Annotated in this window: 23 protein-coding genes; 11 read left to right on the forward strand and 12 right to left on the reverse strand. The window is 29.3% G+C overall.

Features of this window, described 5'->3' with window-relative positions:
• Nucleotides 1-142: 142 nt before the first annotated feature.
• Nucleotides 143-3,100, forward strand: coding sequence for a VIT domain-containing protein (locus FBFL15_RS08425; RefSeq protein ID WP_014084189.1), 2,958 nt, complete (start codon nucleotides 143-145; stop codon nucleotides 3,098-3,100).
• Between the two features lie 36 nt (nucleotides 3,101-3,136).
• On the opposite strand, the gene FBFL15_RS08430 is transcribed toward FBFL15_RS08425, so the two are convergent.
• The 3 genes from FBFL15_RS08430 to FBFL15_RS08440 all read right to left on the reverse strand — a co-directional run bounded on the left by FBFL15_RS08430 (nucleotide 3,137) and on the right by FBFL15_RS08440 (nucleotide 8,133).
• Nucleotides 3,137-6,037, reverse strand: coding sequence for an FAD-binding and (Fe-S)-binding domain-containing protein (locus tag FBFL15_RS08430; protein ID WP_014084190.1), 2,901 nt, complete (start codon nucleotides 6,035-6,037; stop codon nucleotides 3,137-3,139).
• A gap of 135 nt (nucleotides 6,038-6,172) precedes the next feature.
• The gene (locus FBFL15_RS08435) at nucleotides 6,173-7,513 is read right to left on the reverse strand and encodes a DEAD/DEAH box helicase (RefSeq protein ID WP_014084191.1); all 1,341 of its coding nucleotides are present in this window, start codon (nucleotides 7,511-7,513) and stop codon (nucleotides 6,173-6,175) included.
• A 35-nt stretch (nucleotides 7,514-7,548) separates the two neighbouring features.
• A complete protein-coding gene (locus FBFL15_RS08440; RefSeq protein WP_014084192.1) occupies nucleotides 7,549-8,133 on the reverse strand; it encodes an NUDIX hydrolase in 585 nt (194 codons plus the stop codon).
• A gap of 7 nt (nucleotides 8,134-8,140) precedes the next feature.
• Here FBFL15_RS08440 and pyrE point away from each other — a divergent pair, with 7 nt between their 5' ends.
• Nucleotides 8,141-8,782 (forward strand): orotate phosphoribosyltransferase, encoded by a 642-nt coding sequence (gene pyrE / locus FBFL15_RS08445; protein ID WP_014084193.1) that lies wholly within the window; start codon nucleotides 8,141-8,143, stop codon nucleotides 8,780-8,782.
• 34 nt (nucleotides 8,783-8,816) lie between these two features.
• Nucleotides 8,817-9,209: a hypothetical protein gene (locus FBFL15_RS08450; RefSeq protein WP_014084194.1), complete on the forward strand. Its 393-nt coding sequence runs from the start codon at nucleotides 8,817-8,819 to the stop codon at nucleotides 9,207-9,209.
• 47 nt (nucleotides 9,210-9,256) lie between these two features.
• Here the strand turns inward: FBFL15_RS08450 and fsa are convergent, their stop codons facing one another.
• Both fsa and FBFL15_RS08460 read right to left on the reverse strand, forming a co-directional pair.
• Entirely contained in the window at nucleotides 9,257-9,913 is a 657-nt protein-coding gene (gene fsa / locus FBFL15_RS08455) for a fructose-6-phosphate aldolase (protein WP_014084195.1), read from the reverse strand.
• A gap of 49 nt (nucleotides 9,914-9,962) precedes the next feature.
• Complete coding sequence (locus FBFL15_RS08460) at nucleotides 9,963-10,763, reverse strand: SDR family oxidoreductase (protein ID WP_014084196.1); 801 nt, start codon at nucleotides 10,761-10,763, stop codon at nucleotides 9,963-9,965.
• Between the two features lie 155 nt (nucleotides 10,764-10,918).
• Between FBFL15_RS08460 and FBFL15_RS08465 the strand changes: the two genes are divergently transcribed.
• The gene (locus tag FBFL15_RS08465; RefSeq protein WP_014084197.1) at nucleotides 10,919-11,131 is read left to right on the forward strand and encodes a hypothetical protein; all 213 of its coding nucleotides are present in this window, start codon (nucleotides 10,919-10,921) and stop codon (nucleotides 11,129-11,131) included.
• A 435-nt stretch (nucleotides 11,132-11,566) separates the two neighbouring features.
• Here the strand turns inward: FBFL15_RS08465 and FBFL15_RS08470 are convergent, their stop codons facing one another.
• From FBFL15_RS08470 to FBFL15_RS08485, 4 genes are read right to left on the reverse strand one after another with little or no spacing between them, the layout of a single operon-like run.
• Nucleotides 11,567-12,853, reverse strand: a complete 1,287-nt coding sequence (locus FBFL15_RS08470) for an O-antigen translocase (protein WP_014084198.1) — start codon at nucleotides 12,851-12,853, stop codon at nucleotides 11,567-11,569.
• Nucleotides 12,854-13,945, reverse strand: a complete 1,092-nt coding sequence (locus tag FBFL15_RS08475) for a DegT/DnrJ/EryC1/StrS family aminotransferase (RefSeq protein ID WP_014084199.1) — start codon at nucleotides 13,943-13,945, stop codon at nucleotides 12,854-12,856. It abuts the gene before it with no gap.
• A gap of 7 nt (nucleotides 13,946-13,952) precedes the next feature.
• Nucleotides 13,953-14,897, reverse strand: a complete 945-nt coding sequence (locus FBFL15_RS08480; RefSeq protein ID WP_014084200.1) for a hypothetical protein — start codon at nucleotides 14,895-14,897, stop codon at nucleotides 13,953-13,955.
• 22 nt (nucleotides 14,898-14,919) lie between these two features.
• A complete protein-coding gene (locus tag FBFL15_RS08485) occupies nucleotides 14,920-15,663 on the reverse strand; it encodes an RDD family protein (RefSeq protein WP_014084201.1) in 744 nt (247 codons plus the stop codon).
• Between the two features lie 21 nt (nucleotides 15,664-15,684).
• On the opposite strand from FBFL15_RS08485, the gene FBFL15_RS08490 reads away from it, so the two are divergent.
• The 7 genes from FBFL15_RS08490 (at nucleotide 15,685) to FBFL15_RS08520 (ending at nucleotide 22,741) form a co-directional block, all read left to right on the forward strand.
• The gene (locus tag FBFL15_RS08490; protein WP_014084202.1) at nucleotides 15,685-16,674 is read left to right on the forward strand and encodes a stage II sporulation protein M; all 990 of its coding nucleotides are present in this window, start codon (nucleotides 15,685-15,687) and stop codon (nucleotides 16,672-16,674) included.
• Between the two features lie 136 nt (nucleotides 16,675-16,810).
• Nucleotides 16,811-17,599 carry a hypothetical protein gene (locus tag FBFL15_RS08495; RefSeq protein WP_148267907.1) on the forward strand — a complete coding sequence of 263 codons (789 nt, stop codon included), beginning with the start codon at nucleotides 16,811-16,813 and terminating at the stop codon, nucleotides 17,597-17,599.
• The gene (locus FBFL15_RS08500) at nucleotides 17,592-18,332 is read left to right on the forward strand and encodes a hypothetical protein (RefSeq protein WP_014084204.1); all 741 of its coding nucleotides are present in this window, start codon (nucleotides 17,592-17,594) and stop codon (nucleotides 18,330-18,332) included. Before FBFL15_RS08495 ends, FBFL15_RS08500 begins: the two co-directional genes overlap by 8 nt.
• Nucleotides 18,325-19,515, forward strand: coding sequence for a DUF4350 domain-containing protein (locus tag FBFL15_RS08505; RefSeq protein WP_014084205.1), 1,191 nt, complete (start codon nucleotides 18,325-18,327; stop codon nucleotides 19,513-19,515). Before FBFL15_RS08500 ends, FBFL15_RS08505 begins: the two co-directional genes overlap by 8 nt.
• 22 nt (nucleotides 19,516-19,537) lie before the next feature.
• Nucleotides 19,538-20,524 (forward strand): AAA family ATPase, encoded by a 987-nt coding sequence (locus FBFL15_RS08510; RefSeq protein WP_014084206.1) that lies wholly within the window; start codon nucleotides 19,538-19,540, stop codon nucleotides 20,522-20,524.
• An 11-nt stretch (nucleotides 20,525-20,535) separates the two neighbouring features.
• Nucleotides 20,536-21,864, forward strand: coding sequence for a DUF58 domain-containing protein (locus tag FBFL15_RS08515; RefSeq protein WP_014084207.1), 1,329 nt, complete (start codon nucleotides 20,536-20,538; stop codon nucleotides 21,862-21,864).
• 88 nt (nucleotides 21,865-21,952) lie between these two features.
• Nucleotides 21,953-22,741 carry a TrmH family RNA methyltransferase gene (locus FBFL15_RS08520; protein ID WP_014084208.1) on the forward strand — a complete coding sequence of 263 codons (789 nt, stop codon included), beginning with the start codon at nucleotides 21,953-21,955 and terminating at the stop codon, nucleotides 22,739-22,741.
• Between the two features lie 38 nt (nucleotides 22,742-22,779).
• Here FBFL15_RS08520 and FBFL15_RS08525 read toward each other — a convergent pair whose 3' ends face one another.
• From FBFL15_RS08525 to FBFL15_RS08535, 3 genes are all read right to left on the reverse strand, one after another.
• The gene (locus tag FBFL15_RS08525; protein WP_014084209.1) at nucleotides 22,780-23,220 is read right to left on the reverse strand and encodes a hypothetical protein; all 441 of its coding nucleotides are present in this window, start codon (nucleotides 23,218-23,220) and stop codon (nucleotides 22,780-22,782) included.
• A 100-nt stretch (nucleotides 23,221-23,320) separates the two neighbouring features.
• The gene (locus FBFL15_RS08530; protein ID WP_014084210.1) at nucleotides 23,321-24,439 is read right to left on the reverse strand and encodes a VIT1/CCC1 transporter family protein; all 1,119 of its coding nucleotides are present in this window, start codon (nucleotides 24,437-24,439) and stop codon (nucleotides 23,321-23,323) included.
• A gap of 8 nt (nucleotides 24,440-24,447) precedes the next feature.
• Nucleotides 24,448-25,560: an efflux RND transporter periplasmic adaptor subunit gene (locus FBFL15_RS08535; protein ID WP_231847456.1), complete on the reverse strand. Its 1,113-nt coding sequence runs from the start codon at nucleotides 25,558-25,560 to the stop codon at nucleotides 24,448-24,450.
• Nucleotides 25,561-25,563: the final 3 nt, after the last annotated feature.

Here is a 25,563-nt window from a genome sequence, read left to right on the forward strand (position 1 = left end):
AAATTAAAAAAAAATTAAAAAAAAAATTTTTGTCCCAACCTTTTTACTATTTTTATCATCTTAAATTATAGTACCAATAGGTTTGTCTAGTATGAAATCAATGTACTAATGATTTATAATATCAACTTAATTATACAAAAACATGAAAAATATTAGAATTATTATTGTTTTATTATTTGTCAATTTTTCATTTAGTCAAAGTCCAAAAGTAACCATTAAATCTGGAGACACACTAAAGGTAAAGATGAATAAAATGATTACAAATGTAAAAATAGTAGGAAATATTGCCTATACTACTACTGAAATGCACTTTGTAAATACCAGTAACAGACAAATGGAAGCAGCGTTAGTTTTTCCATTACCCGAAGGTGTTACAGTGTCGAGATATGCAATAGATATTAATGGCAAGTTAAGAGAATCGGTTCCTGTAAATAAAAATAAAGGCAAACAAGTGTTTGAAGCCATAGAACACCGTCGAGTAGATCCTGGATTATTGGAAAAAGTAGATGGAAACAACTTTAAGACCAGAATTTACCCTATTTTACCTAATACTGAAAGAATTGTTGTAATCGGATACGAACAAGCTTTGCAGCAAACAGAAGGAAATCAACTAGATTATCACATATTAAGTACATTTTCAAATGCATTGGATCGTTTTGAAATCAATATAGATATTTTAAATCCAAGTAAAAAACCAGAAATTCATCAAGAAAGTTCAGAAAATAATATAATACTTACTGAAAATTCATTTACAAATAGCTATCAAACCAAAATAATAAAAGAAAACTATAAACCAAATGAAAATATTAATATAAAAATACCTATTAATAAAGACATACCCAACGTATATTGTCAAAATAAGAATGAGCAAGTATATTTTTATGGGAATATATTTTTAAATAAACAAAAAATAGCAAGAAAAAAACCAAATACTATTGCTCTAATTTGGGATAATTCATTAAGTTGCAAAAACAGAGATTTGAACAAAGAATTTGCATTATTGGATGCTTATTTCAAAAATTTGAATCAAGTACGAGTTCAATTGTATTATTTGAATTATAAATTTCAAAAAAATGAATCATTTGAAATAACTAACGGAAATTGGGAGGCCCTAAAAAATACTTTAAAAACTGCAATTTATGATGGTGGTACCCGATTTTCTGAAATACAATGGGGTACTGAAGACGAAATATTATTTTTTACAGATGGATTATCTAGTTTAAGTAGTTCCGATTTGCCAAAAACCAATAAACCTTTATACACGATTTCGAGTTTGGCATCATCAGATTTTGCTTATATGAATTACCAATCATTGGTAAACAAAGGAGCATTTATCAATTTGAATCAAATCAATACCAACGAGGCTATTGAGGAATTAACTTACCAAAAATTAAAATTTTTAGGAATCAAGGAAAATAATTTTATTACAGAATTATACCCTATTGCTGGTGTAAATGTATCAAATAATTTCAATTTTAGTGGCATTTCGTTAAAAAAACAACAAGAATTGACATTACTTTTTGGTTATCAAAATGAAATTGTACTAGAAAAAACAATTGTACTAGATGCTGAAAAAACCGCCACACAGGATATAGACATCGAAAAATTATGGGTTCAAAATAAAATCAGTAGTTTAGACTTACAATACGATAAAAATGAAGAAGCAATTGAGATTTTAGGTAAGAAATATGGCATAATAACAAGAAATACATCGTTGATCGTATTAGAAACTGTAGAAGATTACATACGATACGATATTGTACCACCGGTAGAGTTAAAAACTGCTTATGACCAAATAGCCAAACAAAATAAAGAAGCCATGTTAGCCCAACAGAAAAATAATTGGATTAATATTGCACAATATAATAAAGAATTAGATGACTGGTGGAATAAAAACTTAAAATTTGTTAGCACAAAAGTACCAAAAAATAAAAAAGATAATAAAGAAGTTGTTGTTGGCTATGGATATAGTAGAACAAATGCAGGTGAAACTATAAAAGGTGACGCTGATGCTCTGACTGTAACAGAAGCTCCTAGTTTAGCAAATAAAATAACAACATCAAAAAGTGAACTACAAGAAGTAGTAGTAAGTTCATCAAATAATAAAGACGGAATTGCCGATGAAATAACAAATAAAAGCAAAGAAGTAGCTGTAATAGCACCAAATGCTACGTCCAACACAACAAAAAAACCTAAAACAAAGGTTACTTCTTGGAGCCCTGATCGGGTGTATTTGAAAGTTTTAGAACAAACACCAGCCGAAAATAAATATGCAGTGTATTTAGAATTAAAAGAAGAACAAGAAAATAATCCAAACTATTATTTTGATGTAGCACAATATTTTTATCGTCTTGGACAAAGAGATAAAGCATTACAAATACTAAGTAATATTGCAGATTTAGGATTAGAAAATCACCAATTATACAAGACTTTAACTTATGTTTTTAGACAATGGAAATCATTTGACGATGCTGTGTTTACTGCGAGTACTGTTGCAAAATGGCGAACTATAGAACCACAAGCCCATCGAGATTTAGCGATGGCACTGGAAGACAACAAGCAAATTCAAGCTGCATTTGATGAATTAATTAAAGCATTAAAAACCAATTATTTACAAGAAATGAGTGGTCAATATGAAGGTATTGAAGATATAATATTGATGGATTTGAACCGATTATCAGCCGAAAATCCTAGTTTGAACACCAATCAAATTAGTAAAAGATATTTGAACAGTAAACCTATTGACGTACGAATTATATTAAATTGGAACATGATGGACACCGATATTGATTTGCACATCATAGAGCCAACAGGCGAAGAATGTTATTATGCCCACAAAGAGACCGCTTTAGGAGCAAGATTTAGTAAAGATTTTACACAAGGTTATGGACCAGAACAATATTTACTTAGAAACGCTGTAAAAGGTAAATACCAAATAAAAACGAACTATTTTGGAGAATCTAGCCTTACAGAAAATGGCCCTTCAACGGTAATGGTAGAAATATATACTAGTAAAAATGGTAAAACCGAAAAGAAAATTCATACTATTCAACTAGGTAAAGTGAAAGAAAATCATAATTTAGCCGAAATAAATTTTTAAAACATGAACAAAAAAAGCCCTTTATGAGGGCTTTTTTTATTTGATAAATTGTAGTAAAATTGTAGCAGGATGCACCGCTTTTCTGTTAGTGCCATCAAAAATTTGATGTCGACAACTTGTTCCAGCAGCCACAATGATAGTATCTTGGTTGGTATTTCTAACTTTACTAAATATAGACTCCTCCCCTATTTTCATGCTTATCGAATAGTGTTCTTTCTCATAACCAAATGAACCAGCCATTCCACAACATCCTGAATTATAAATAGTTACATTTGTATTTTGAGGCACATTTAACATGGCAAATGTAGCTTGAATGGTACTCAAAGATTTTTGATGACAATGTCCATGTATTTTAATATTTTTACATTCTTCGGAAAAATCATTAGAAGTAATTCTTTTATTTTCAATTTCTTGTTTAAAAAATTCTTCAATAGTAAATATATTTTTTGATAGATTTTCTGCTTCTTTTTTATTATCTGCCAGTCTAATGTACTCATCTCTAAAAGATAAAATAGCAGAGGGTTCTATCCCAATCAAAGGGGCATCACTCGATATAATGTCTTTAAAAATATTAATATTGGCATTGGCTATTTTTTTGGCTTGTTCTAAAAAACCTTTAGATATCATTGCTCTTCCACTTTCTTCATGATCCAAAATGATGACTTGATATTGTAATGCAGTTAATAAATTATATACATCAATACCCACATTTACATCATAAAAATTAGTAAATTCATCACAAAATAAATATACTTTTTTCTCAAAATTACTATAATTTCTATTTTTTTGATACCAAGTTCTAAATGTTTGTGGTGCCAATTGGGGTACTTGCCGTTCCGGTGCAATACCTAACTGTTTTTTTACAAAATTAGTATTTTGAATCCAATTGGTTAATTGTGGAAAAACACTACCCAATTGATTTAACTTAGCATTATTTGCAAAAATTGTATTTCTAAAAGTATAACCATTTTCTTTTTGATATTGGTATAAAAATTCAGCTTTTAGAGCAGCCATGTCCACATTACTTGGACATTCACTTGCACAAGCTTTACAACTTATACATAATTTAAGAATATCATACAACTCTTTGTGATTGAATTTATTTTCTTTTTCAGAATGAGTAAGGTAATTTCTAAGCATGTTTGCTCTTGCTCGGGTAGTGTCTTTTTCATCTCGAGTGGCCCGATAACTAGGGCACAAAGTACCACCTGCGGAGTACATTTTTCTACAATCGCCAGAACCATTACATTTTTCTGCCGCTCGTAGTACCCCTAAACTATCCGAAAAATCTTGAATGGTTGCAATATTGGGTTCAACCCTACCCGATTCAAATCGCAAATTTTCATCCATTTTTGGCGTATTTACAATTTTACCTATGTTAAATACTTGATAAGGATCAAAATAATTTTTTACTCTTTTCAGTAATTCATAATTTTTTTCTCCAACCATAAATGGTATAAACTCACCTCTTACCATACCATCACCATGTTCTCCACTCAAAGAACCCTTGTATTTTTTTACTAAAATGGCAACTTCAGTAGCAATATTTCTAAATTGTTTTTTTCCTTCGAGTGTTTTCAAATTCAAAACAGGTCTCAAATGCAATTCACCTGCACCAGCATGTGCATAATAAATGGCTTTTTGTCCATGTTTGTTCATCATTGCTGTAAAATCTGCAATATAATTAGGTAAATCACTCAATTCTACCGCAGTATCTTCTATAGAATCGGCCGCTTTATTATCGCCAACAATACTACCTAAAAGCCCTAACCCTGCTTTTCTGAGTTCATTTACTTTATTAATATCATCCTGATATAATTTTACAGAAGCATATCCAAAATGATTATTATTTAAGTCTTCAATTAAGTTATTTGCTTGATTTTCAGCATCTTCAATAGTATCAGATGCCACTTCAAACATCATTATTGCTTTTGGATTACCTTGAATAAAAAATCTGTTTTTGGCTTGTTCTCTATTATTTTTAGTACAGTCAAGTATTACATCATCAATCATTTCACAAGTATATAACTTATGTTTCATGGCTATCATAACTGCCTTCAAACTCTCTTGAATATCATTAAAATGTGTTACAACCATAATATTATGAGCAGGGGGCAAATCATCAACTTTGAGCGTAATTTCTGTAGAAAATGCAAGAGTACCTTCGCTTCCACATAACAACTTGGCAACATTAATTTCAGTTTCGTACCCTGCAAACAAATCTGATTTCAACAAAACATCAACTGCATAACCTGTGTTTCGGCGATGAATTTCGGGTTTTGGAAATTCTTTAATTATTTCTTGTTGTATATTTTTATCAGAAAGTTCTTCATATATTGATTTATAAATATTATTTTCTAACAAATTACCTTTTGTTTTTTCAATAAAAGCTTCAGATTTTAAGGATTCAAAATTGGCAATAGAACCATCACCTAAAACTGTTTTGATTTGTATTACTTTATCACGTGTAACGCCATATCTAATAGAGGTTGTACCCGATGAATTGTTGCCAACCATACCGCCAATCATACATCGATTTGTAGTAGAAGTATTAGGACCAAAAAATAAATTATACGGTTTTAAAAACAAGTTTAACTCATCTCGAATAACACCAGGTTGAACAGTAACTGTTTTGTTTTCAATATCTAACGAAAGAATTTTATTAAAATACTTTGAAACATCTACAACAATTCCACTTCCAACAGTTTGACCCGCAAGGGATGTTCCTGCAGTTCTGGGTGTAAGAGATATTTTATTATTTTTAGCAAATAAAACCAATTTTTGAATATCAGAAACCGATTTTGGGGTTGCTACAGCCAATGGTTTTATTTGATAAGCAGAGGCGTCTGTGGCATAAATTGTTTTATGAATTTCATCACAATACAACTCCCCTTCTAATGATTTTTGTAAGTCTAAAAAAATGTTATTTTGCAACATTGTATTTATTTTTTTAATTTTAATATTTTTATTTTAATATTAAATAATAATTTTATTTGTAAAAATTATATGTTAATATTGATTTATATTTAAAATAATACTTTACTTTTTTTATTTTTTTTTAAATTTTAAATATTATTTATAATCGGTTGCTAAAACTTTTCTAGCAATATTGATTTTGTATTTTTTGCCTTTTATTTTATGATTAGAAATATTTTGCAATAAAATAGAAGACTTTTTTGCATTAATAGCCACAAAAGAAATAAAATCTTTGACTTCTATCAAACCAATATCAGTTTTTTCCAATTGACCTTTTTGTAATATAAAACCAACAATATCAATTTTATTTAATTTGTTTTTTTTACCACCACTTATATATAAAGTTTGAAAATCTGGTTTTTTAGGTAATTGGATGGTTTTTGAAAGATGTTGAATTGGTATATTTTCGTCTAAATATAAAACGTCCTTATCGGATTCATGAGCAATAATGTAAGCGGTTCCACTTGCAAGCATTCTTGCCGTACGACCATTTCTGTGTGTAAATTCTTCTTTTTTTGAAGGTAAATGATAATGAATCACATGGTTTAATTCGGGTATATCCAACCCTCGTGCAGCCAAATCTGTTGTAATTAAATATCGAATACTCCCGTTTCTAAATTGTATTAATGCCCTTTCACGTTCTTCTTGTTGCATACCTCCATGATAAAATACGGTATCTATTCCTTTGTCTATCAATATATTGGATAATCGCTCGGCTGCTTCTCTGTGGTTACAAAAAATAATGGCAGACTCAGAATTCAAAGAACAAATCAATTCAAAAAGGGTATTGACTTTGTCTTTATCTTTTGAAATTACTTTTTTGAGAGTCAATTGAGGAGGCTCTTGATTGTCATTTAGAAAATCTAAAATATTTGGATGCCAAACACCCGTATATTTAGGAATTTTAATATTTGATGTAGCCGATACCAAAACTCTTTTATTAATTTTAGGTAATTTACTAATTATATAAGACATTTGTTCATGAAAACCCAATTCGAGTGCTTTGTCAAATTCGTCTAAAATCAAAGTTTGCACCTGACCAAATACATCATAATTTCTATCAATGTGATCGGCAATCCTACCAGGAGTACCTATTAAAATTGCGGGTGGATTGCTCAAATTTTTGATCTCAATCTCAATATCATGACCACCGTAACACGTATTTACTTTAAATTGAGTACTTATTTTTTTACAAACTTGTTCAATTTGCAATGCTAACTCTCTAGAAGGCACTATAATCAAGCATTGAATATTTTGAATTTGCGGTTGCAACATTTGAAAAACAGGCAATAAATAAGCCAAAGTTTTTCCAGAACCCGTTGGAGAAAGCAATAAGGTATTTGTTTCAGCTAGAATGGATTCCTGAGCTAAAACTTGCATTTCGTTTAAAAAATTGATACCCAAATTTTTTAATAAATCACAATCGTTATATTTCATTGAAACATTTTTTGTTTAAGTTTTAGCTTATTTTTTTACTCAAAAAGTAATTTAATATTTTCGTATGAATTTTGCAAAGCCTCCTTTATTTGATCGTCATTGAGCCATGCTACTTTTTCTATGCCCTCTTCAATTTGACCATGAGGCAATCCTTCAAAATCAGAATACATTTCATACCAATGTGTAATCTTAAGTTTATATATACCATTTCTTTTAAAAATATGATAAGTTTTTTGAAGTTTGTTTATAATTTTAAGTTTATTTACAGCTGTTTCTTCTTCAACTTCTCTTAAAGCTGTATCTTCAATATCTTCCCCTTTTTCTATTCCACCTTTGGGCAAATCCCATTTTCCATTTCGAAAAATAAATAAAACTTCGCCTTTTTTGTTGCGAACCAAGCCACCTCCAGCCTTGCAAACAGGTATTTTAGCCTTCAAAGTCTTCATTATTTCCTTCTCATCAGGATGATATAGATAGGCTTTTTGAATTTTATTTTGAAATATTTTTACAATAAGTTGCTCAATATCAATACTTTCGAGCAAAAATAACTGGAAATCAGTTTCTTTACTGATTTCATTTGTTAAAAAAAGTGGTTTGTCGTTTATAAAAACTTTGTACATTTGCAGTATGATTTTTAATAAAGATACAGCCGAAAAAACAGCCGAATTGCTTTTGCAAATTAATGCAATTAAATTGAATCCACGAAATCCTTTTTTATGGGCTTCGGGTTGGAATTCACCAATTTATTGCGATAATAGGCTAACTCTTTCATTTCCAGCCATTAGAAATTATGTGCGAGATGAATTTGTAAAAAATATTGAGAAAAAATTTGGGAAACCCGATGTAATTGCAGGTGTTGCCACTGGTGCAATTGGAATTGGAATCCTTGTGGCAGAGAGTTTAGGACTTCCGTTTGTATATGTAAGACCTGAACCTAAAAAACATGGAAGACAAAATCAAATTGAAGGGTTTTTGCAAAAAGGACAGAATGTAATTGTAGTGGAAGATTTAATTAGCACGGGCAACAGCAGTTTACAAGCCGTTGAAGCTTTAAAAGCTGCGGGAGCAAATGTTAAGGCCATGGTGGCTATATTCAACTACGGATTTGATGTAGCAAGTAACAATTTTAAAAATGCCAATTTAGACTTATTTACTTTGAGTAATTATGAAAGTTTATTGACACTTGCTGTTTCAAAACAATACATTACCGAAGAAGAAGAGGAAACTCTTAAACTTTGGAGAGAAAACCCAGCAACATGGGGTAAGTAAAATTTATTTTAATTTAAAATTTTAAAAAAACAATATGAATTTACAAAGTCCTTGTGTAACAGTTCAAAAATCTAGTCAAGAGATGTTTGAAATGTTAAGTGATGTTAAAAATTTTGAAACTTTAATGCCAGATGATATGGCAAAATTTGAAGTGATTGGTACAGATGCTTTTATTTTTGGATTGAAAGGAATGCCCGAAATTAAACTAAAAATGAAAGAAAAAATTGCTCCAAATAAAGTTATTTTAGGTGCTGCTAGCGACAAGTTACCATTTACATTAACTGCAAACATTAAAGAATTATCTGAAAAATCATCTGAAGTCCTTTTAGATTTCAATGGCGATTTTAATCCGATGATGGCCATGATGATTAAAGGACCTATTGGAAAATTTTTAGAAACCCTAGCAGGAAATATGAATAAATTATAATTAAAAAAAAGCATTAAAATTAATTTAATGCTTTTTTTTATTATGAATTATTTATTGCCTTTTTCAAAATCAGCTACAAATTGTGCTAAACCAATGTCTGTTAAAGGATGTTTTAATAGTCCCAAAATGGCAGACAATGGTCCTGTCATGACATCTGCTCCTATTTTGGCACAATTAACAATGTGCATTGTATGTCTTACAGATGCTGCTAAAATTTGTGTTTCGTAACCATAATTATCATATATTTCTTTGATTTCTTGAATTAAATTCAAACCATCCGTAGAAACGTCATCTAACCTACCAATAAAAGGTGACACATAAGTAGCTCCAGCTTTTGCAGCCAAAAGTGCCTGACCAGCAGAAAATACTAACGTAACGTTGGTTTTAATACCTTTTTCAGAAAAATATTTAGCCGCCTTAATGCCTTCTTTTGTCATTGGTAATTTAACTACAATTTGTTCGTGCAAATCTGCTAATTCTTCTCCCTCTTTGACCATCCCTTCAAAATCTAAAGCATTCACTTCAGCACTCACATCGCCTGCAACTAAATTACATATTGCTACATAATGTTTCAAAATGTTGTTTTTGCCAGTAATACCTTCCTTGGCCATCAAACTTGGGTTTGTAGTTACACCGTCCAAAACTCCAAGAGCTTGGGCTTCTTTAATTTGTGCCAAATTGGCTGTATCTATAAAAAATTTCATACAATAAAAAGATTTGATTATAATTTTTAAAATTTATTTGTGTGCAAAATTACAACTTATAATGATTCATCAACATTTTTTCATACCATTTATCTGGTAATATGCGTTTGAGTACAATTGAAAATTTTTGTAACTTGGAACCAATTTTATAGTGTATTTTTGGTTTTGGACATGTTATGATTTGTAAAATAGCTTTTGCCATCAGTACAGGATGTTGCCCACTATGAACATGATTATTCATCAAATCGAGTGTTTTTTGATATGTTTTTTCATAATCAGAGCCAGAAATAACGGGAGCATGATAACGTCCCGAAGCAATATTGGTAGCAAAATCGCCAGGCGCTACATTGACTATATTAATACCAAAAGCTTTAACCTCCATGTTCAAGGCTTCAGAAACTAATTCCAAAGCCCCTTTAGACGCCGAATAAACGCTTCTAAAAGGCAATCCCATATAACCCGCAATAGAGGTTATATTGATAATCAAACCGCTTTTTTGACTACGCATACTAGGCAAAACCGCTTTTATCACTTCGATTGGGCCAAAAAAATTAGTTTCAAAATTATTTTTGATTTCAGTTGTAGGTATTTCTTCCAAAGCACCTGTAATACCAACTCCAGCATTGTTAATCAAAACATCTATTTTACCCTCTTTTGCTATTACTTTTTGTATAATTAAATGGATGTTGTTTGAATTTCTAACATCCATTTGATACAATGGAAAAGAAGTTTGTGGGTATTTTTCAGGGTTTCTACTTGTGCCAATTACTTTATAACCAGCTTGTTGCAAATATTCGCCTATGGCTTTTCCAATTCCTGATGAACCACCTGTTATGAGTATTACTTTCATATTCAAATTTTATTTTCAACAAAAATACAAAATAGAAGTCGTAATAATAAATGAAATTTAAAAATTAATTTTTACTTAAATTTTTCATAAAAAAGCTTGTAAAATTAAAAAATGTGTTAAATTTGTAACTATATTCTAACCTTAAAAATTCAAAAATGAAAAAATTAATTTCCATTTTGGCTGTTGCTGCATTTTTATTTTCTGTAAATATCAATGCACAAGAAACTACTCCAAAACAAAAAGAGAAAAAAGAATGTTGCAAAGGAAAAAAATCTTGCGATAAAGATAAAAAAACTTGTTCTGCAGAAGAAAAAAAGTCTTGTGAAAAAGACGGAAAAAAAGCAGGAAAATGTTGTAAAAAAATGTAATATTCAATATTTTTATAATAAAAGCCCGATATTATTTCGGGCTTTTTTTGTATTAAAAATCTAAAAATTCTTTCAAAATAATTAAGAAAAAGCTATTTTTTTTTGCAATAAATATATTTTTATATATAAAAATATATTTAACCGTAATTATCTATTATATTAATCAAATTATATATAAAAAATAAATTAAATGAAGCTTGTTTTGGGCGTTCCCTAAGGTTTGGGCTATCCGTTTCAAACAATGTTCATTAAACTCCAAAAGAAATATAATATTGTGAAATAATCTTTTTTTTTAGTCAGATAAAGCCTCAAAAAAGTAATTTCCACTACTATCCCTATCGCAAAAAATGCAACAACTAACAGCATTTAGTCATATCATTAAATATTCTTTTAAAAAAAAAATTTATTGATATTAAAAAAATAATAAATGTTTTTTTAGATATTTTTCATAAAAATAATCTTTCTAAAAACAAATAACAAAACAATAAAATAACTTACAAATGTTATACAATGACCAATAACGATACCTTGAAAACCAAAATATTGTATGGCAAATAATGTAGAAAAATACATCACTGCTAACGAAACTAATTCTGTAACAATATACGTTTTAGTCATTTTTTGAGCCAATAAATTATAACCCAAAATAAGCGATGCAACCTTGAAAACATCTCCAATAAGTTGTCCCAAAAACAAATTTTCAACGGGTTGAAATTCAGATGTAAATAGCCCATTGATGATATAAAATCTAAATAAATATATAAAAACACTACCAATAATAAAAACAGGTAATAATGTTTTGTAATATAACATAAATGTTTTTTTAATGTCTTTATTACTAGGAAAAGCGGCTAATTTAGGCAAAAAAAACAAACTTAAAATAGTTGTAATAAACATCATATAATAATTTGATATTCTAGTCATAGTTTCCCAATACCCCGCATATTGCAATCCTATTTGCAATACAACAACATTTCTTAATGTAAGTAAAACAATAGGTGTTCCAATAGCTGAAACTAAAGACATTAAAGAAAAATCTAACAAATTAATTAATAATTGACTATTAAAAAAAGTCCATTTACAAGATTTTATGATATTAATTTGTTGATTTAAATAATAATAAGCAATAAAAAAAAGTACTGTTGGTGCAAAAATACTTGCAAGTAAACCACCATAAACATGCCAATTTCCTACTAAATAAACTGTAAAAACCAACCCTAGAACATTGCCAATCATATTGAGATAAATGATTTTTTTGAAAGCACCTAATCCATTTAAAAATGCCATCATGACAATTGACAAGGCATATAACGGCAAAACCAATGCTAAAACACGAATAATCGAAATAAAATCAAATGGATAGCCAAAAATTTGGTTTTGAATATAATTTGCTAAAAAAAATAGTAAAAATGATAGAAAAATTGATAAAAATATAGTAGAAAATAGTAAGGTAGAAAGAATTGATTTCAATTTATCATCCTCTTTTTGATGCGTTGCAGCCAATTTGATAATACCATTAGATGTACCAAATGTAGAAATACTTTCAATTACATTTAAAAAATTTCTAAAATTACCTATCAAAGCCATACCAGAAGCCCCAACTGCAACGGCTAATATTTTTGATGAAATAATTCCTATTACAATTTTTATTAAAACACTAATACTATTTAAAGAAGTAACTTTAAACAATTTAGATTGTAGTATTTTATGTCTTATTTTCAATTAATATTGATTTAGAGTTTGAATAATATAATGGATTTCATTTGATGTCAAAACAGGACTCATAGGAATACTAAGCACTTGATTATGAATCATTTCAGTAATAGGAAATGAATTTGAATTCCAACATTTAAAAGCCAATTGTTTATGAGGTGGTATGGGGTAATGGATCATGGATTCTATCTTTTTTTCTGAAAGATAATTTTGTAAATCCAATCTGTTTGCAGTTCTAATTACAAAAAGGTGGAAAACATGTTGGGTTTGATAATCCCATTTTGGCAATATTATTTTATCATTTTTAATATTTGTTAGATATTCTTTTGCAATATTTTGTCTAATTCTATTATCTTCATTCAAATTTGGTAATTTTATATTCAAAAATGCAGCTTGCATTTCATCTAACCTAGAATTAACACCAATAATTTCGTTTTGATATTTTACTTTTGAACCGTAATTTCTTAATAATTTTATGGTATTTGAAAGCTCAGAGTCGTTTGTCAAAACGGCTCCTCCATCGCCTAAAGCCCCTAAATTTTTTCCAGGATAAAAACTAAAGCATTTTGCACTTCGTATATTGTCATCTATTTCAAAAAATGTTCCTACTGCTTGTGCCACATCTTCCACAATTACAAGTCCGTTATGATGTGCTATTTTCTGTATTTCAGACATTTCTGCTAATTGACCATATAAATGAACAACTAAAATGGCTTTCGTATTTGGGGTTAAATGGGTAATTATTTCATGAGGATTTATATTATACGTGTCTAAACAAGGTTCTACCAACACAGGAGTTAAACCCGCTTCAACAATACTAATAATACTTGCAATATAAGTATTAGCAGGAACAATTACTTCGTCTCCAGGTGCTAATATTCCCAACTGAAGATAGGCTTTAAAAGTTACTATCAAAGCGTCTAAACCGTTGCCAACGCCAATAGCATGATTCATATTATAATATTTTGCAATACTATTTTCAAAATTTATAAGCTCTTCACCCAAAATATACCATCCATTATCTAAAATTTCTTTAAACTTAGATTGAAACATTTTTTCGTACGGTTTGTTTATTTGATGTAAATCAAGAAATTTTATCATGTTTTTTTTATGAAATATTTATCTTATAATATTCTTGTAAGTACACACTACATCCTAATTCTTCTTTTTGTTGAATCAGTCCAATATTGTAACTTTTTCCTTCATTTTCATTGACGGTACCCATATCAAAATATTTTTTTTGATGTTGAAACATGTCAATTAAAGCAATAAATGCAAAATCTAATGCTCTGTATTTCATACCTTTAGATGTTGTGGCACCATATTGAGATTTGACAACAAAACCAAAGTCAAACAATGTGATGCCCGCTAACAATTCGTTTTGTAAATACACATTATATTGCAATATTTTATCTGGAAATTTATCATGCAAATAAGATATTTCTTCAACTGAATGTACTGGCTTGGTTTGGTACTTATCTGCTAATTTTGGGATCAAAACTTGATTCCAAAAGCTATCAAATGTAGTTTCTTTTTTTAGAATTAAACCATTTTGAACCGCTTTTTTATAATGTTTCCATTTGCTTTTGGAGCCATGCCAATTAGCAAAATCAATGGCCAAATTCATTTCTTTTCGGTATAAAACACCTTGGTTTTTAACCATTAAATACTCCATTCCGAAATCTATTTTTTTCTTATAAATTTGAACTATGGGTTTGATATACAATTGTTTAAAATGTGCCTCTCGCAAAAAAGATAAAACTTTTTGAAGTATTTTTTCTTTATCAACTGTGGGCAATGTTTTAGAAAACACGAATCCCCCATAAGTTAAACCAAAATGGGAAAACAAATTATTTTCTAAAGAAAAAGCTGGCAGTATTGCAACCCATGCCTTATTTGTATAGATAATTAAAGAATAATCTGTAAATCTATTTTTATGGTATTCCATATAATTTCGATCAAATAAAAAAGACGATTCTGTAGCATCTGCAACAAAATTATTCCATTTTTGAAAATCTGAAGGTTCGTACAACCTAATGTTTAGTTCTTCCAATTGCTCTTTTTTTTATTTGACATTACATATTTTGAGTATAAAAATTGTAATCTTTCAACACTGTTCTTATGAAATCAGTTACATTTCCAGATTGATTTTTGATACCTGAAACAGATTCAATTTTTGAAACTAATTTTTTCAATGTTTCATAATCGCCTTTTACACGAGCATTTTCAAAAGTTTCCTTAATAATTCGCATATCGTTATCAGAAAGTTTGATGACTTGAGGGTAAATTGGCACGTATTGATTATCAATATTTTCTAAAATAGTGCTATTAATTGTAATATTATTTTTTAGAGTAATAACCGCCGTTCCAGCAGCCATATCGCCAAATCGTTGCACTTTTTTGCTGATTATCATGGCTATTAAACCAATTAATCCACCCATTAAGTTATTTTCTACAATTCTAAAAAGCCACCTAATAAAAAAATCACCAATATGGGCTTGATAGCCTTCCATTTTTACAACTTTTATTTTTACAATTTTTTTTCCAATGGTTTGCCCTTCAAAAATACTTTCTAAAACTAAAGAATAAATCAAAATCGGAAAAAAAATCACGATATAAATAGCAAATTTCGACCAATTATCCCATGTTTGCATCCAATTATCAAAATTAAAAACATCAAAAACTACATAAGAAACAGCTATACCGTAAGCTATTTTTATCAGTAAATCCAATAGACTTGCCAACATTCGTTCGCCTATGGAAGCAGCCGTAAAATTGATTGTAACATTTTGTGTAGTATTTATTGTTAAATCTGACATAATTTTATAATTTAGCCCTCTATGAGAGAGATTGCATTTATTAAACAAAATAAAGAAAAATGGCTTGATTTTGAGCAAGCTATTTTTGGTAAAATTAAAAAAAATCCTGATGAAATGGCTAGTTTGTACATTCAAATTATGAATGACTTAGCTTATGCTCAAACCTATTACCCAAAAAGTAAGACGGTTTTGTACATCAATTATTTGGCTTCGCAAATTTATCAAAAAATTTATAAAACCAAGCGAACAGAGCAAAACAGATTGGTATATTTTTTTAAAACAGAAGTTCCGTTGTTGTGTTATCAGTATCGGTATTACATTTATTTTGCATTTACTACCTTTATGATTACCACTTTTATAGGCGTAGTATCTGCCAAATATGATCCAGATTTTGTACGTTTAATATTAGGTGATGAGTATGTTAATACCACTTTAGAAAACATTAAAAAAGGAAATCCAGTGGCTATTTACAAATCTGGTAGCAATTGGGGTAGTTTTATTGGTATTACCATAAACAACTTATATGTAGGAATGTGTTGTTATATTTTTGGCATTTTTGGCGGTTTAGGAACCTTTTATTACTCGTTAAATAACGCCATCATGCTCGGATCTTTTCAATATTTTTTTGTTCAGCAAGGTGTTTTTATTAAAAGTGTTCGAGGCATTTGGATACATGGAGCTATGGAAATTTTTGCCATAGTTATAGAAACGGCTGCAGGCTACATTTTAGGGGCGTCCATATTGTTTCCTCAAACCTATTCTAGAATGAACGCTTTCAAAATTGGTTTAAAAAACAGCATCAAAATCCTGATTAGTACCATGCCTTTTACAATTGCGGCGGGTTTTTTGGAAGGTTTTATTACAAGATATGCACTAGAAATGCCCATGAGTTTAGGTTTTTTTATTATTATTTCAACATTGTTTATTATTACCTATTATTATTTAATCTATCCAATAATTATTAACAAACAAATACATAAAAAAAATGTTTCAACTATACAAAAAACGTAACTTTAACGATTATATTTCTGATAATATATCATTTTTTAAAATATATGGTAAAAATTATTTTAGTAATTTTATAAAAATTAATGGTATTTTTATAATAATATTAGTATTTACTCTGTATTTTTTATCTAAATTTTATATGGAAATCATCATGAAATCCATGAATACAGGTGAAAGTCCTAGTGTAATAAATGACTATTTTCAGAATAATGCTCCATTATTTTTTAGTGTATTGGCTATTTTTATCATTTTAACACTCTTTTTATCAATAGTCAATTATACTTTTCCAATTATATATTTAGAACTTTTAAATCAAAATAATGAAAAGGAAATTTCTGCAAAATCCATTATCAAAGCATTAAAAGAACAAACCTTTAAAATGATAAAATTTACTTTAGGTATTATATTTATCATCATGCCTTTAGGTTTTATCTTCTTTGGAATATTGATATTGCTGTGTTTTATTATAATTGGAATTCCATTATTGTTTATTATGCTACCCGCATTTATGTCGTGGATATCAATTAGTTATCATGAATATATTGTAGATGATTGCACATTTTTTGAATCATTAAACAACGCTTTAACCACGGTGAGGTCGCAATTTTGGCCAATAATCGGATCTACTCTTACCACTATATTTTTAGTACAAACCATTCAAGGATTTATTACCGTGATACCCTATATAATTACGGTAGTTTGGATGATGTTTTCTTTAGAAAATATTGAAAATAATCCCAAAAATGATTTATTTTCTATTATTTCTATTATATTTACAGTCATTATCATATTTTCATTTTTATTAAGTATAATATTTCAAAATTTTATATTTATTCAACAAAGTTTGATATTTTATAGTCATAAAGAAATGAATGAAGCACACAACGTAACTAGTCAAATTGATTTAATTGGTACTGATTTTGAATAAATTATTAAAAATAACATCGATTTTTTTATTGGTTTTGAATTTTGGATTGGTTTTTTCAAAAAATTTAAAAACAAATCCAATACAAAATGATACAGCACATATAAACATACGTCAATATAAACCATTATTTAAACAAGAATATACAGATAAGGAATTTATTTATGAAAATAAATCTTCTGAAAAAAATATTTGGGATAAATTTATAAATTGGCTGCATGAATTATTTGGAGGTAGCAACCATAATCAACATTCAGTCCTAAATTATGCTACAATTGATGTTATATTAAGAATTTTATCTATAATATTAATCATTTTTGTAGTGTATATGATTGTTAAATCATTTTTAAATAAAGAAGCTCAATGGATTTTTGGAAAAAATTCTGAACAAAAAGTAATACAGCAAGAAATGTTTACACAAAATATCCATGAAATTGACTTTGAAAAATTGATTCAAAAAGCCATAAAAAACAAATCCAATCGATTGACGATCAGATATTATTATTTGTGGTTATTGCAAACATTATCAGACCAAAAATTAATTGAATGGGACAAAGAAAAAACCAATTCAGATTATATTTATGAATTAAAATCTACCAAACATAAAAATGATTTTTCTTACTTATCTTATTTGTACAACAATATTTGGTATGGCGAATTTCAAATAACCGATTATACGTATGAACAAGCTATTCATACATTTAAAAAAGCCCTAAAAGAATTTAAAAATGAGTAATACTTTTAAAATATATTTTGGACTTTTGCTAATCATTATTGTAGGTATTATAATTATAGATAGTAATATTCCTAAACCAATTGATTGGACAGCAAGCTATGATACTGATGACAAAATTCCTTATGGATTATATGTATTTGACAAAGAAATAGTTGGGTTTTTTAAGGATCAAAAGGTAGAAAAAGTAACCGAAACCCCTTACGAGTTTTTTTCAAAACATGAATCAGAATCCAGCAAAGTTGCAAAATATACTATTTCGGGAACCTATATTTATATTAAAAATTATTCTGATTATGATACAGAATCATGTAAATCATTATTGCAATTTGTAAAAGAGGGTCATACTGTTTTTTTAAGCCATAAAGTATTTCCTAAAACAATATTGGACACTTTACATGTGGTATTAAAACAAGATTTTCATAAAAAAAACAGTACTTGGATGGCCAATCCTAATGTAAGTTCGGTAAAATATGCCATAGCAGAAGGATCAGGAAATTATTATTTTTCTAAAATTGATACATTGAAAACGTTGGTTTTAGGATACCAATCGGGCGATAGTACAAGAGTAAACTACATCAAAGTGCCTTTTGGTAAAGGTCAGTTTTTATTACATTCTTTACCCATTTCATTTACTAATTTTTATTTATTAAAAAATAACAACTATGAATATTCAGAAAAAGTGCTTTCCTATATTCCAAAATCAACAATATATTGGCATACAAAAAACCAAAAACGAACGAGCATTTCGTCATCGCCCATGCGATTTATATTAAGCAAGCCTGCACTTCAATGGGCATGGTATTTTGTATGGATTGGATTACTTTTATTTGTTATTTTCAATTCAAAACGCAGGCAACGTAGCATTCCAATACTAGAACCACTTACAAATAGTACTATAGAATTTACACAAACCATTGGAAATTTGTATTTTCAAGAAGGAGATATTAATTATATTTTTGACAAAAAAATAATTTATTTCTTAGAAAGAATCCGAACCGAATTTTTGATTGACACCACCCATTTAGATGAACATTTCATAAAAAAATTACAACAAAAATCAAATAAAAACTTGATTGATATTGAAAAAGTAGTGTTTTTAATACAGCAATTTAACCAAACAAACCGAAATGCTACACAAGATGATTTGATAGCATTAGATCGAGCAATAGAAAAAATTATATAAACAAAATTAAAAATGATAAACAATGGAAAATATTGAAAACGTCAATTTTGAATCTAGAATTAATTTAAGTCCGTTATTAGACAGTATTCAAGCCATAAAAGCAGAAATCGGCAGCGTCATTGTAGGGCAAGAAAAAATGATTGATCAATTGTTGGTTGCCATTTTGTCTAACGGCCATGTGTTGTTAGAAGGAGTGCCTGGAGTTGCAAAAACGATTACAGCCAAATTATTAGCCAAAACATTGAATATCCATTTTAGTAGAATACAATTTACACCAGATTTAATGCCGTCTGATATACTAGGCACCTCTGTATTTGACTTGAAAAAATCGGTTTTTGAATTTAAAAAAGGCCCCATTTTTTCTAATTTGGTTTTGATAGACGAAATTAATAGAGCCCCTGCCAAAACACAAGCCGCTTTGTTTGAAGTAATGGAAGAAAGGCAAATAACGATAGATGGAAACGAATACCAATTGGAGGCCCCATTTTTAGTTATTGCTACGCAAAATCCTATAGAGCAAGAAGGAACTTATCGGCTTCCAGAGGCACAATTGGATCGGTTTTTGTTTAAAATTGCGGTTCATTATCCTAATTTAGAGCAAGAAATTGCTATTGTTCAGAAGGAACATTTGCTTCAAGATAAAAACAAATTGGCCAATATACAGTCTATATTGTCCCACTCCAACATCATGGAATACCAGCATTTGGTAAAAAAAATAATTGTAGAAAATCAACTTATTTCCTATATTGCACAAATTGTAATCAATACCCGTCAGAATGCATTATTATATTTAGGAGCCTCGCCAAGGGCATCTATCGCTATTTTAAATGCTGCTAAAGGCTTTGCAGCAATACGAGGCAGAGACTTTGTAACGCCCGAAGATATTAAGGAAGCCGCTGTTCCCGTTTTGCAACATCGAGTAATTGTGGCACCAGAACGAGAAATGGAAGGAATAACTAGCATAGCAATTATTAAACAAATCATTGAAAGTATCGAAATTCCAAGATAACCAGCCATTATATGAATTTTTTCAAAAAAACCTATATAAATAATTTATTTTTTTATATAATATTAGTTATTATAAGCATTTTTGTATTGTCATTTATTTTTCCAGCATTATATAGAGCAACATGGATAATTGTAATTGCGGTAATAACATGTGTTGTCATAGACGGCATACTTTTATACAGCATTACGGGGATAAACGCCCATAGAAGTATTCCTGAAAAACTATCAAATGGCGATGAAAATGAGATAGTTATTACTATTAAAAATAAATATTCATTTACAATACATATTAAAATAATTGACGAAATTCCATTTCAATTTCAAATTAGAGATTTTGAAATAAATAAAAAAATAAAACATGCAAAAGACCTTAATATCAAATATTTTTTAAGACCAACAGAAAGAGGGGCTTACCATTTTGGACATTTGAATGTATATGTAAGTTCCCCTTTGCGATTGATTTCAAGAAAATTTGTTTTTGATTCAGATAAAATAGTGCCTACATACCCATCATATATTCAATTAAGGAAATACGATTTGATAGCATTTTCGAATAATTTATTTCAATATGGAATAAAAAAAATAAGAAAAATTGGTCATTCTATGGAGTTTGAACAAATAAAAGAATATGTAACTGGAGACGACATTAGAACATTAAATTGGAAGGCCACAGCCAAAAAAAATGCTTTGATGGTCAATCAATTTCAAGACGAAAAATCGCAAACAGTATATATGGTAATAGACAAAGGAAGGGTTATGAAAATGCCTTTTAATGGTTTAAGTTTATTAGATTATGCCATCAATGCCACTTTGGTATTATCAAACGTAATTTTGAAAAAACAAGATAAGGCAGGAATGTTTACGTTTTCAAAAAAAGTAGAAAATAGGGTTTTTGCGGAACGAAGAGGCTCGCAAATGAATCAAATTTTGGAAACCTTATACAACATCAAAACAGATTTTTTTGAAAGTGATTTTGGTAGGTTGTATGTGGATATTAAGACAAAAATTAACCAAAGAAGTTTGATAGTTTTATATACCAATTTTGAAACATTAGAAGGCTTGCACCGTCAAATGCCATATTTAAAAGGAATTGCCAAAAACCACTTGTTAGTAGTTGTATTTTTTAATAATACAGAGTTAAATAATTTAATACATAAAAAATCAAAAAATATACAAGAAGTTTATGATAAAGTAATTGCTGAAAAATTTGCTTTTGAAAAAAAATTAATTGTCAATGAATTAAAAAAATATGGCATCCATGCTTTGCTAACGTCTCCAGAAAATGTAACTTTAGATACCATCAACAAATATCTTGAAATCAAATCAAGAGGCATATTATAAAGCAGTAAAACAAATATAAACGCAACTGGCTAAACAAATACCCCTAATAATATTACAAGATATAACTTCCAAAAAAATTAATATATTTATGAAAAAAATTACTTCTATACACAATAGTTATATCAAATCGTTGGTTTTATTACAAGAAAAAGCCAAAAGTAGGAAGCAAACAGGTTTGTTTTTGATTGAAGGTAAAAGAGAAATTGAATTAGCTATAAAAGGTGGTTATCAAATAGAAAATATTTTATTTGTACCCGAATTGGCTTCCATGGAATCCTACAAAAACGTGATAAAAAACGAGGATCAAATCATTGAAATAAACAAAGAAATTTATCAAAAATTAGCCTATCGAGACAGTACAGAAGGCATTATTGCGGTGGCAAAAACCAAAAAAATGTTGCTTTCTGAATTAAATCTTTCAAAAAACCCTTTAATTTTAGTGGCAGAATCGCCAGAAAAACCAGGAAATATTGGAGCATTACTTCGAACCGCCGATGCTGCCAATTTAGACGCAGTTATTATTGCCAATCCAAAATCGGATATGTATAATCCTAATATAATAAGATCAAGTGTGGGCTGTTTATTTACAAATCAAATAGCAACTGCAACTACTTCTGAAATTATCGACTATTTGAGTACACATAATATTGCCATTTATGGGGCTACATTGCAAGATGCTACCAGTTATCATACCGAAAATTATACCCAACCTACCGCAATTGTTGTTGGTACAGAAGCAACAGGGCTTACAGCCGAATGGCGTTTAGCTGCAAAGCAAAACATTTGTATTCCAATGCAAGGAGCAATAGATTCCATGAATGTATCTGTGGCAGCTGCCATTTTGATTTTTGAAGCCAAAAGGCAGAGAGGTTTTTAAAATATACTATTAAGTTAAAAAATAATATAATTTTGTATTTATTTTCTTAATTCAATGTGTCGAATAGCTCCACCCGTAGTACCAACTTGGGTTGCAATGGCTATTCCAATTATCCCTAAAACTGCTGCAATATAGCTTATGATATGGGCTCTAACATGGTTTTTCAAATTGAGAAATAAACCAAAAATAGCTACCAATCCCAATATATTCAAAGTAAGTGCTAATTTTTCGGCAATTTCTTCGTGCTCATGTATGATTTCATGACCAATATTAGGCAATTTTTCAACCAATTCTTCTGCTTCTTCGCCAGTGGACATACTTGCTATTCCAAACAAAGAAGATATAATAAAAATGATGTATGCTGTATTTTTTAGAGTATTATTTTTTAAAAAAATACCTATTAATAGTATTCCAAACCCCAAAATAGGGCCAATGATTGGAAAATGATTGATGACTAAATGTAAATGGGCTTCATTCATAATATATAAATTTAATTAATAAAAAACTAAAAAATTGGTATAAATATAATACAAAATTTGAAATAAATATCAAAATTTGAAAACTTTTTTAAAAAAAATACTAACCCGCCAACGAAACTCCAATTAAAGATCCAATGCCATAAGTTATAGCAGCAGCGGCCAGACCAAAACCAACTTGTCTGAATCCAGAAAACCAAATATTTTTGCCTGTCAATAAAGTTATAGAGGCTCCAATTCCAAAAAGACCTACGATACTACTTGCAATACTTAATAAAATAGCAGATTTACCTTCAAAAATTATAAAAGGATATAACGGAATTATAGCACCAATAGCAAATAAAAGGAAGGAGGCTATTGCCGCCTCCCAAGCCGACCCTCCAAGTTCTTCTTTGTCTATGCCTAATTCCTCAGTAATAATGGCATCAAGAGCCGTTTCGGAGTTTTCAAATGCTTTGTCGGCTAGTTTTTGTGCCTCGTGTAATGACATGCCCTTTGCTTGATACAACAATACCAATTCTTTTTTCTCTTCTTCGGGTGAGGCTTCCAATTCTTCCATTTCTAACTCTATTTGTCTCATATTCAACTCTCTAGAACTTTGAACAGACAACCATTCTCCTAGTGCCATCGAAATAGCCCCTGCAAGCAAACCCGCACAACCTGTAAGTAAAATAGAATTATTTGAAACAGCTGCCCCTGCCACTCCCATTACCAAACTCATATTGGAAACCAAACCATCGTTGGATCCCAAAACGGCAGCCCGCAAGGCATTGCCACCAACAGATTTGTGTCTGCTTTCAAATTTTGATAAAAATCCGCCCGATACATTTAAGGCTTCATTTTGATTAATGGCCTCAATGATATTCAAATGATTGTGTTCAAACCCTGTTAATTTTTCTCCAGTTTTGATTTTATTTTTTATAGTATTTTCAGCAAATTGTTTTTCAATACTAGACAAATTAGTAATAATAGAACTATATCCAAATATTTTACCTACTTTTAATTGTATTTTTGCTCTTCCAGATTCTGCAGGCATAGATACCTCTGGATGTGTCAATTTGATTTTTGTCAAAAGATGATTGGCATGTCCCTCTTCTATTTTGGCCAAACTTAATAATACTTTTTTTAAGTTTTCGTCGTTTTGAATAGTTGCAATACTGGTATATAAAAAAGCAGTATCTACTTCTGTTTGTAACTGATCTTTAAGTTTTTTTATATTCATTTTGTTTTTTATTCGATCACATCAAATACACCTGTTGTCAATATTTTAGATGATTTGCTAAGTAATGCGTTTGGAATTATTTCTATATATTTATCATTTTTAGCACCAATTTTCACAGATACTTTTTGAAATTCATAATTTGTTTTACTATTTTTTAGTAAAAGTACATAATTTTTATTGTTCTCATTGATTACGGCTTCTTTTGCCACCGCTAATCCTTTTTGAGCATCGACAACAATTTGTGCTTCAACAAACATTCCGGTTAATAATTTTTGTTTCAATTTGTCGTCTAAATGACCGTGCACATTTATAGTTCTATCAGGACCTTCTATAGATTTTCCAATCAAATGCACACTCCCTTTGAAAAATTCTTTTGATGCTTCGGGTACTTGAAACCAAATGGCTTGATTGGCTTTTATTTTGAGGATGTCTTTTTCAAAAACGTTCAATTCGACATGCAAATCATTGTTATTAATTATTTCAATCATCACATCCGAAGGGGCTACAAATTGGCCAACATTTGCATTAACAATAGTTACATCACCTGATATTGGAGCATAAATAGTGATTTCTGAAGTTAATTTTCCATTTTGAACCTGTTGTGGATTGATATGCAACATGGTTAATTTAGCTTTAAGACTTTGATACATTCCTTTTGCCTTTTTGTAATCACTTTCTGCTTTTAAATAGTTTTTTTGAGAAGTAATTTTTTCGTCAAATAGCGTTTTTTGCCTATCATATTCTGATTTTAAATATTGAATTTGTTCTGAAATTTCCAAAAACTCTTTTTGAATATCTAAATACTCTGTGCTTGAAAGGGTAATCAATGCTTGCCCTTTCACCACTTTATCTCCAACTAAAAGTTGGGTTTTTTTAACATATCCTCCAATAAATGTAGTTATTTTAGATCTATTTTGTGGCGGAACATCAATTCTTCCTGATGTTTTTACAACAACATCAAAGTCTTGCTCTGTAGGAGTACTGATGATCATTTTTGCTGACTCAAATTGTTGTTTTGTAACTTTTATTAATCCATCATTAACAATTATTTCTTTTTCACTTGTGTTTTCCTTACAAGAAAAAATGATTGCTAAAGCTAATAAACACCCTATTTTTTTCACTTT

It is taken from the genome of Flavobacterium branchiophilum FL-15 (genome assembly GCF_000253275.1).
Lineage (GTDB): Bacteria > Bacteroidota > Bacteroidia > Flavobacteriales > Flavobacteriaceae > Flavobacterium > Flavobacterium branchiophilum.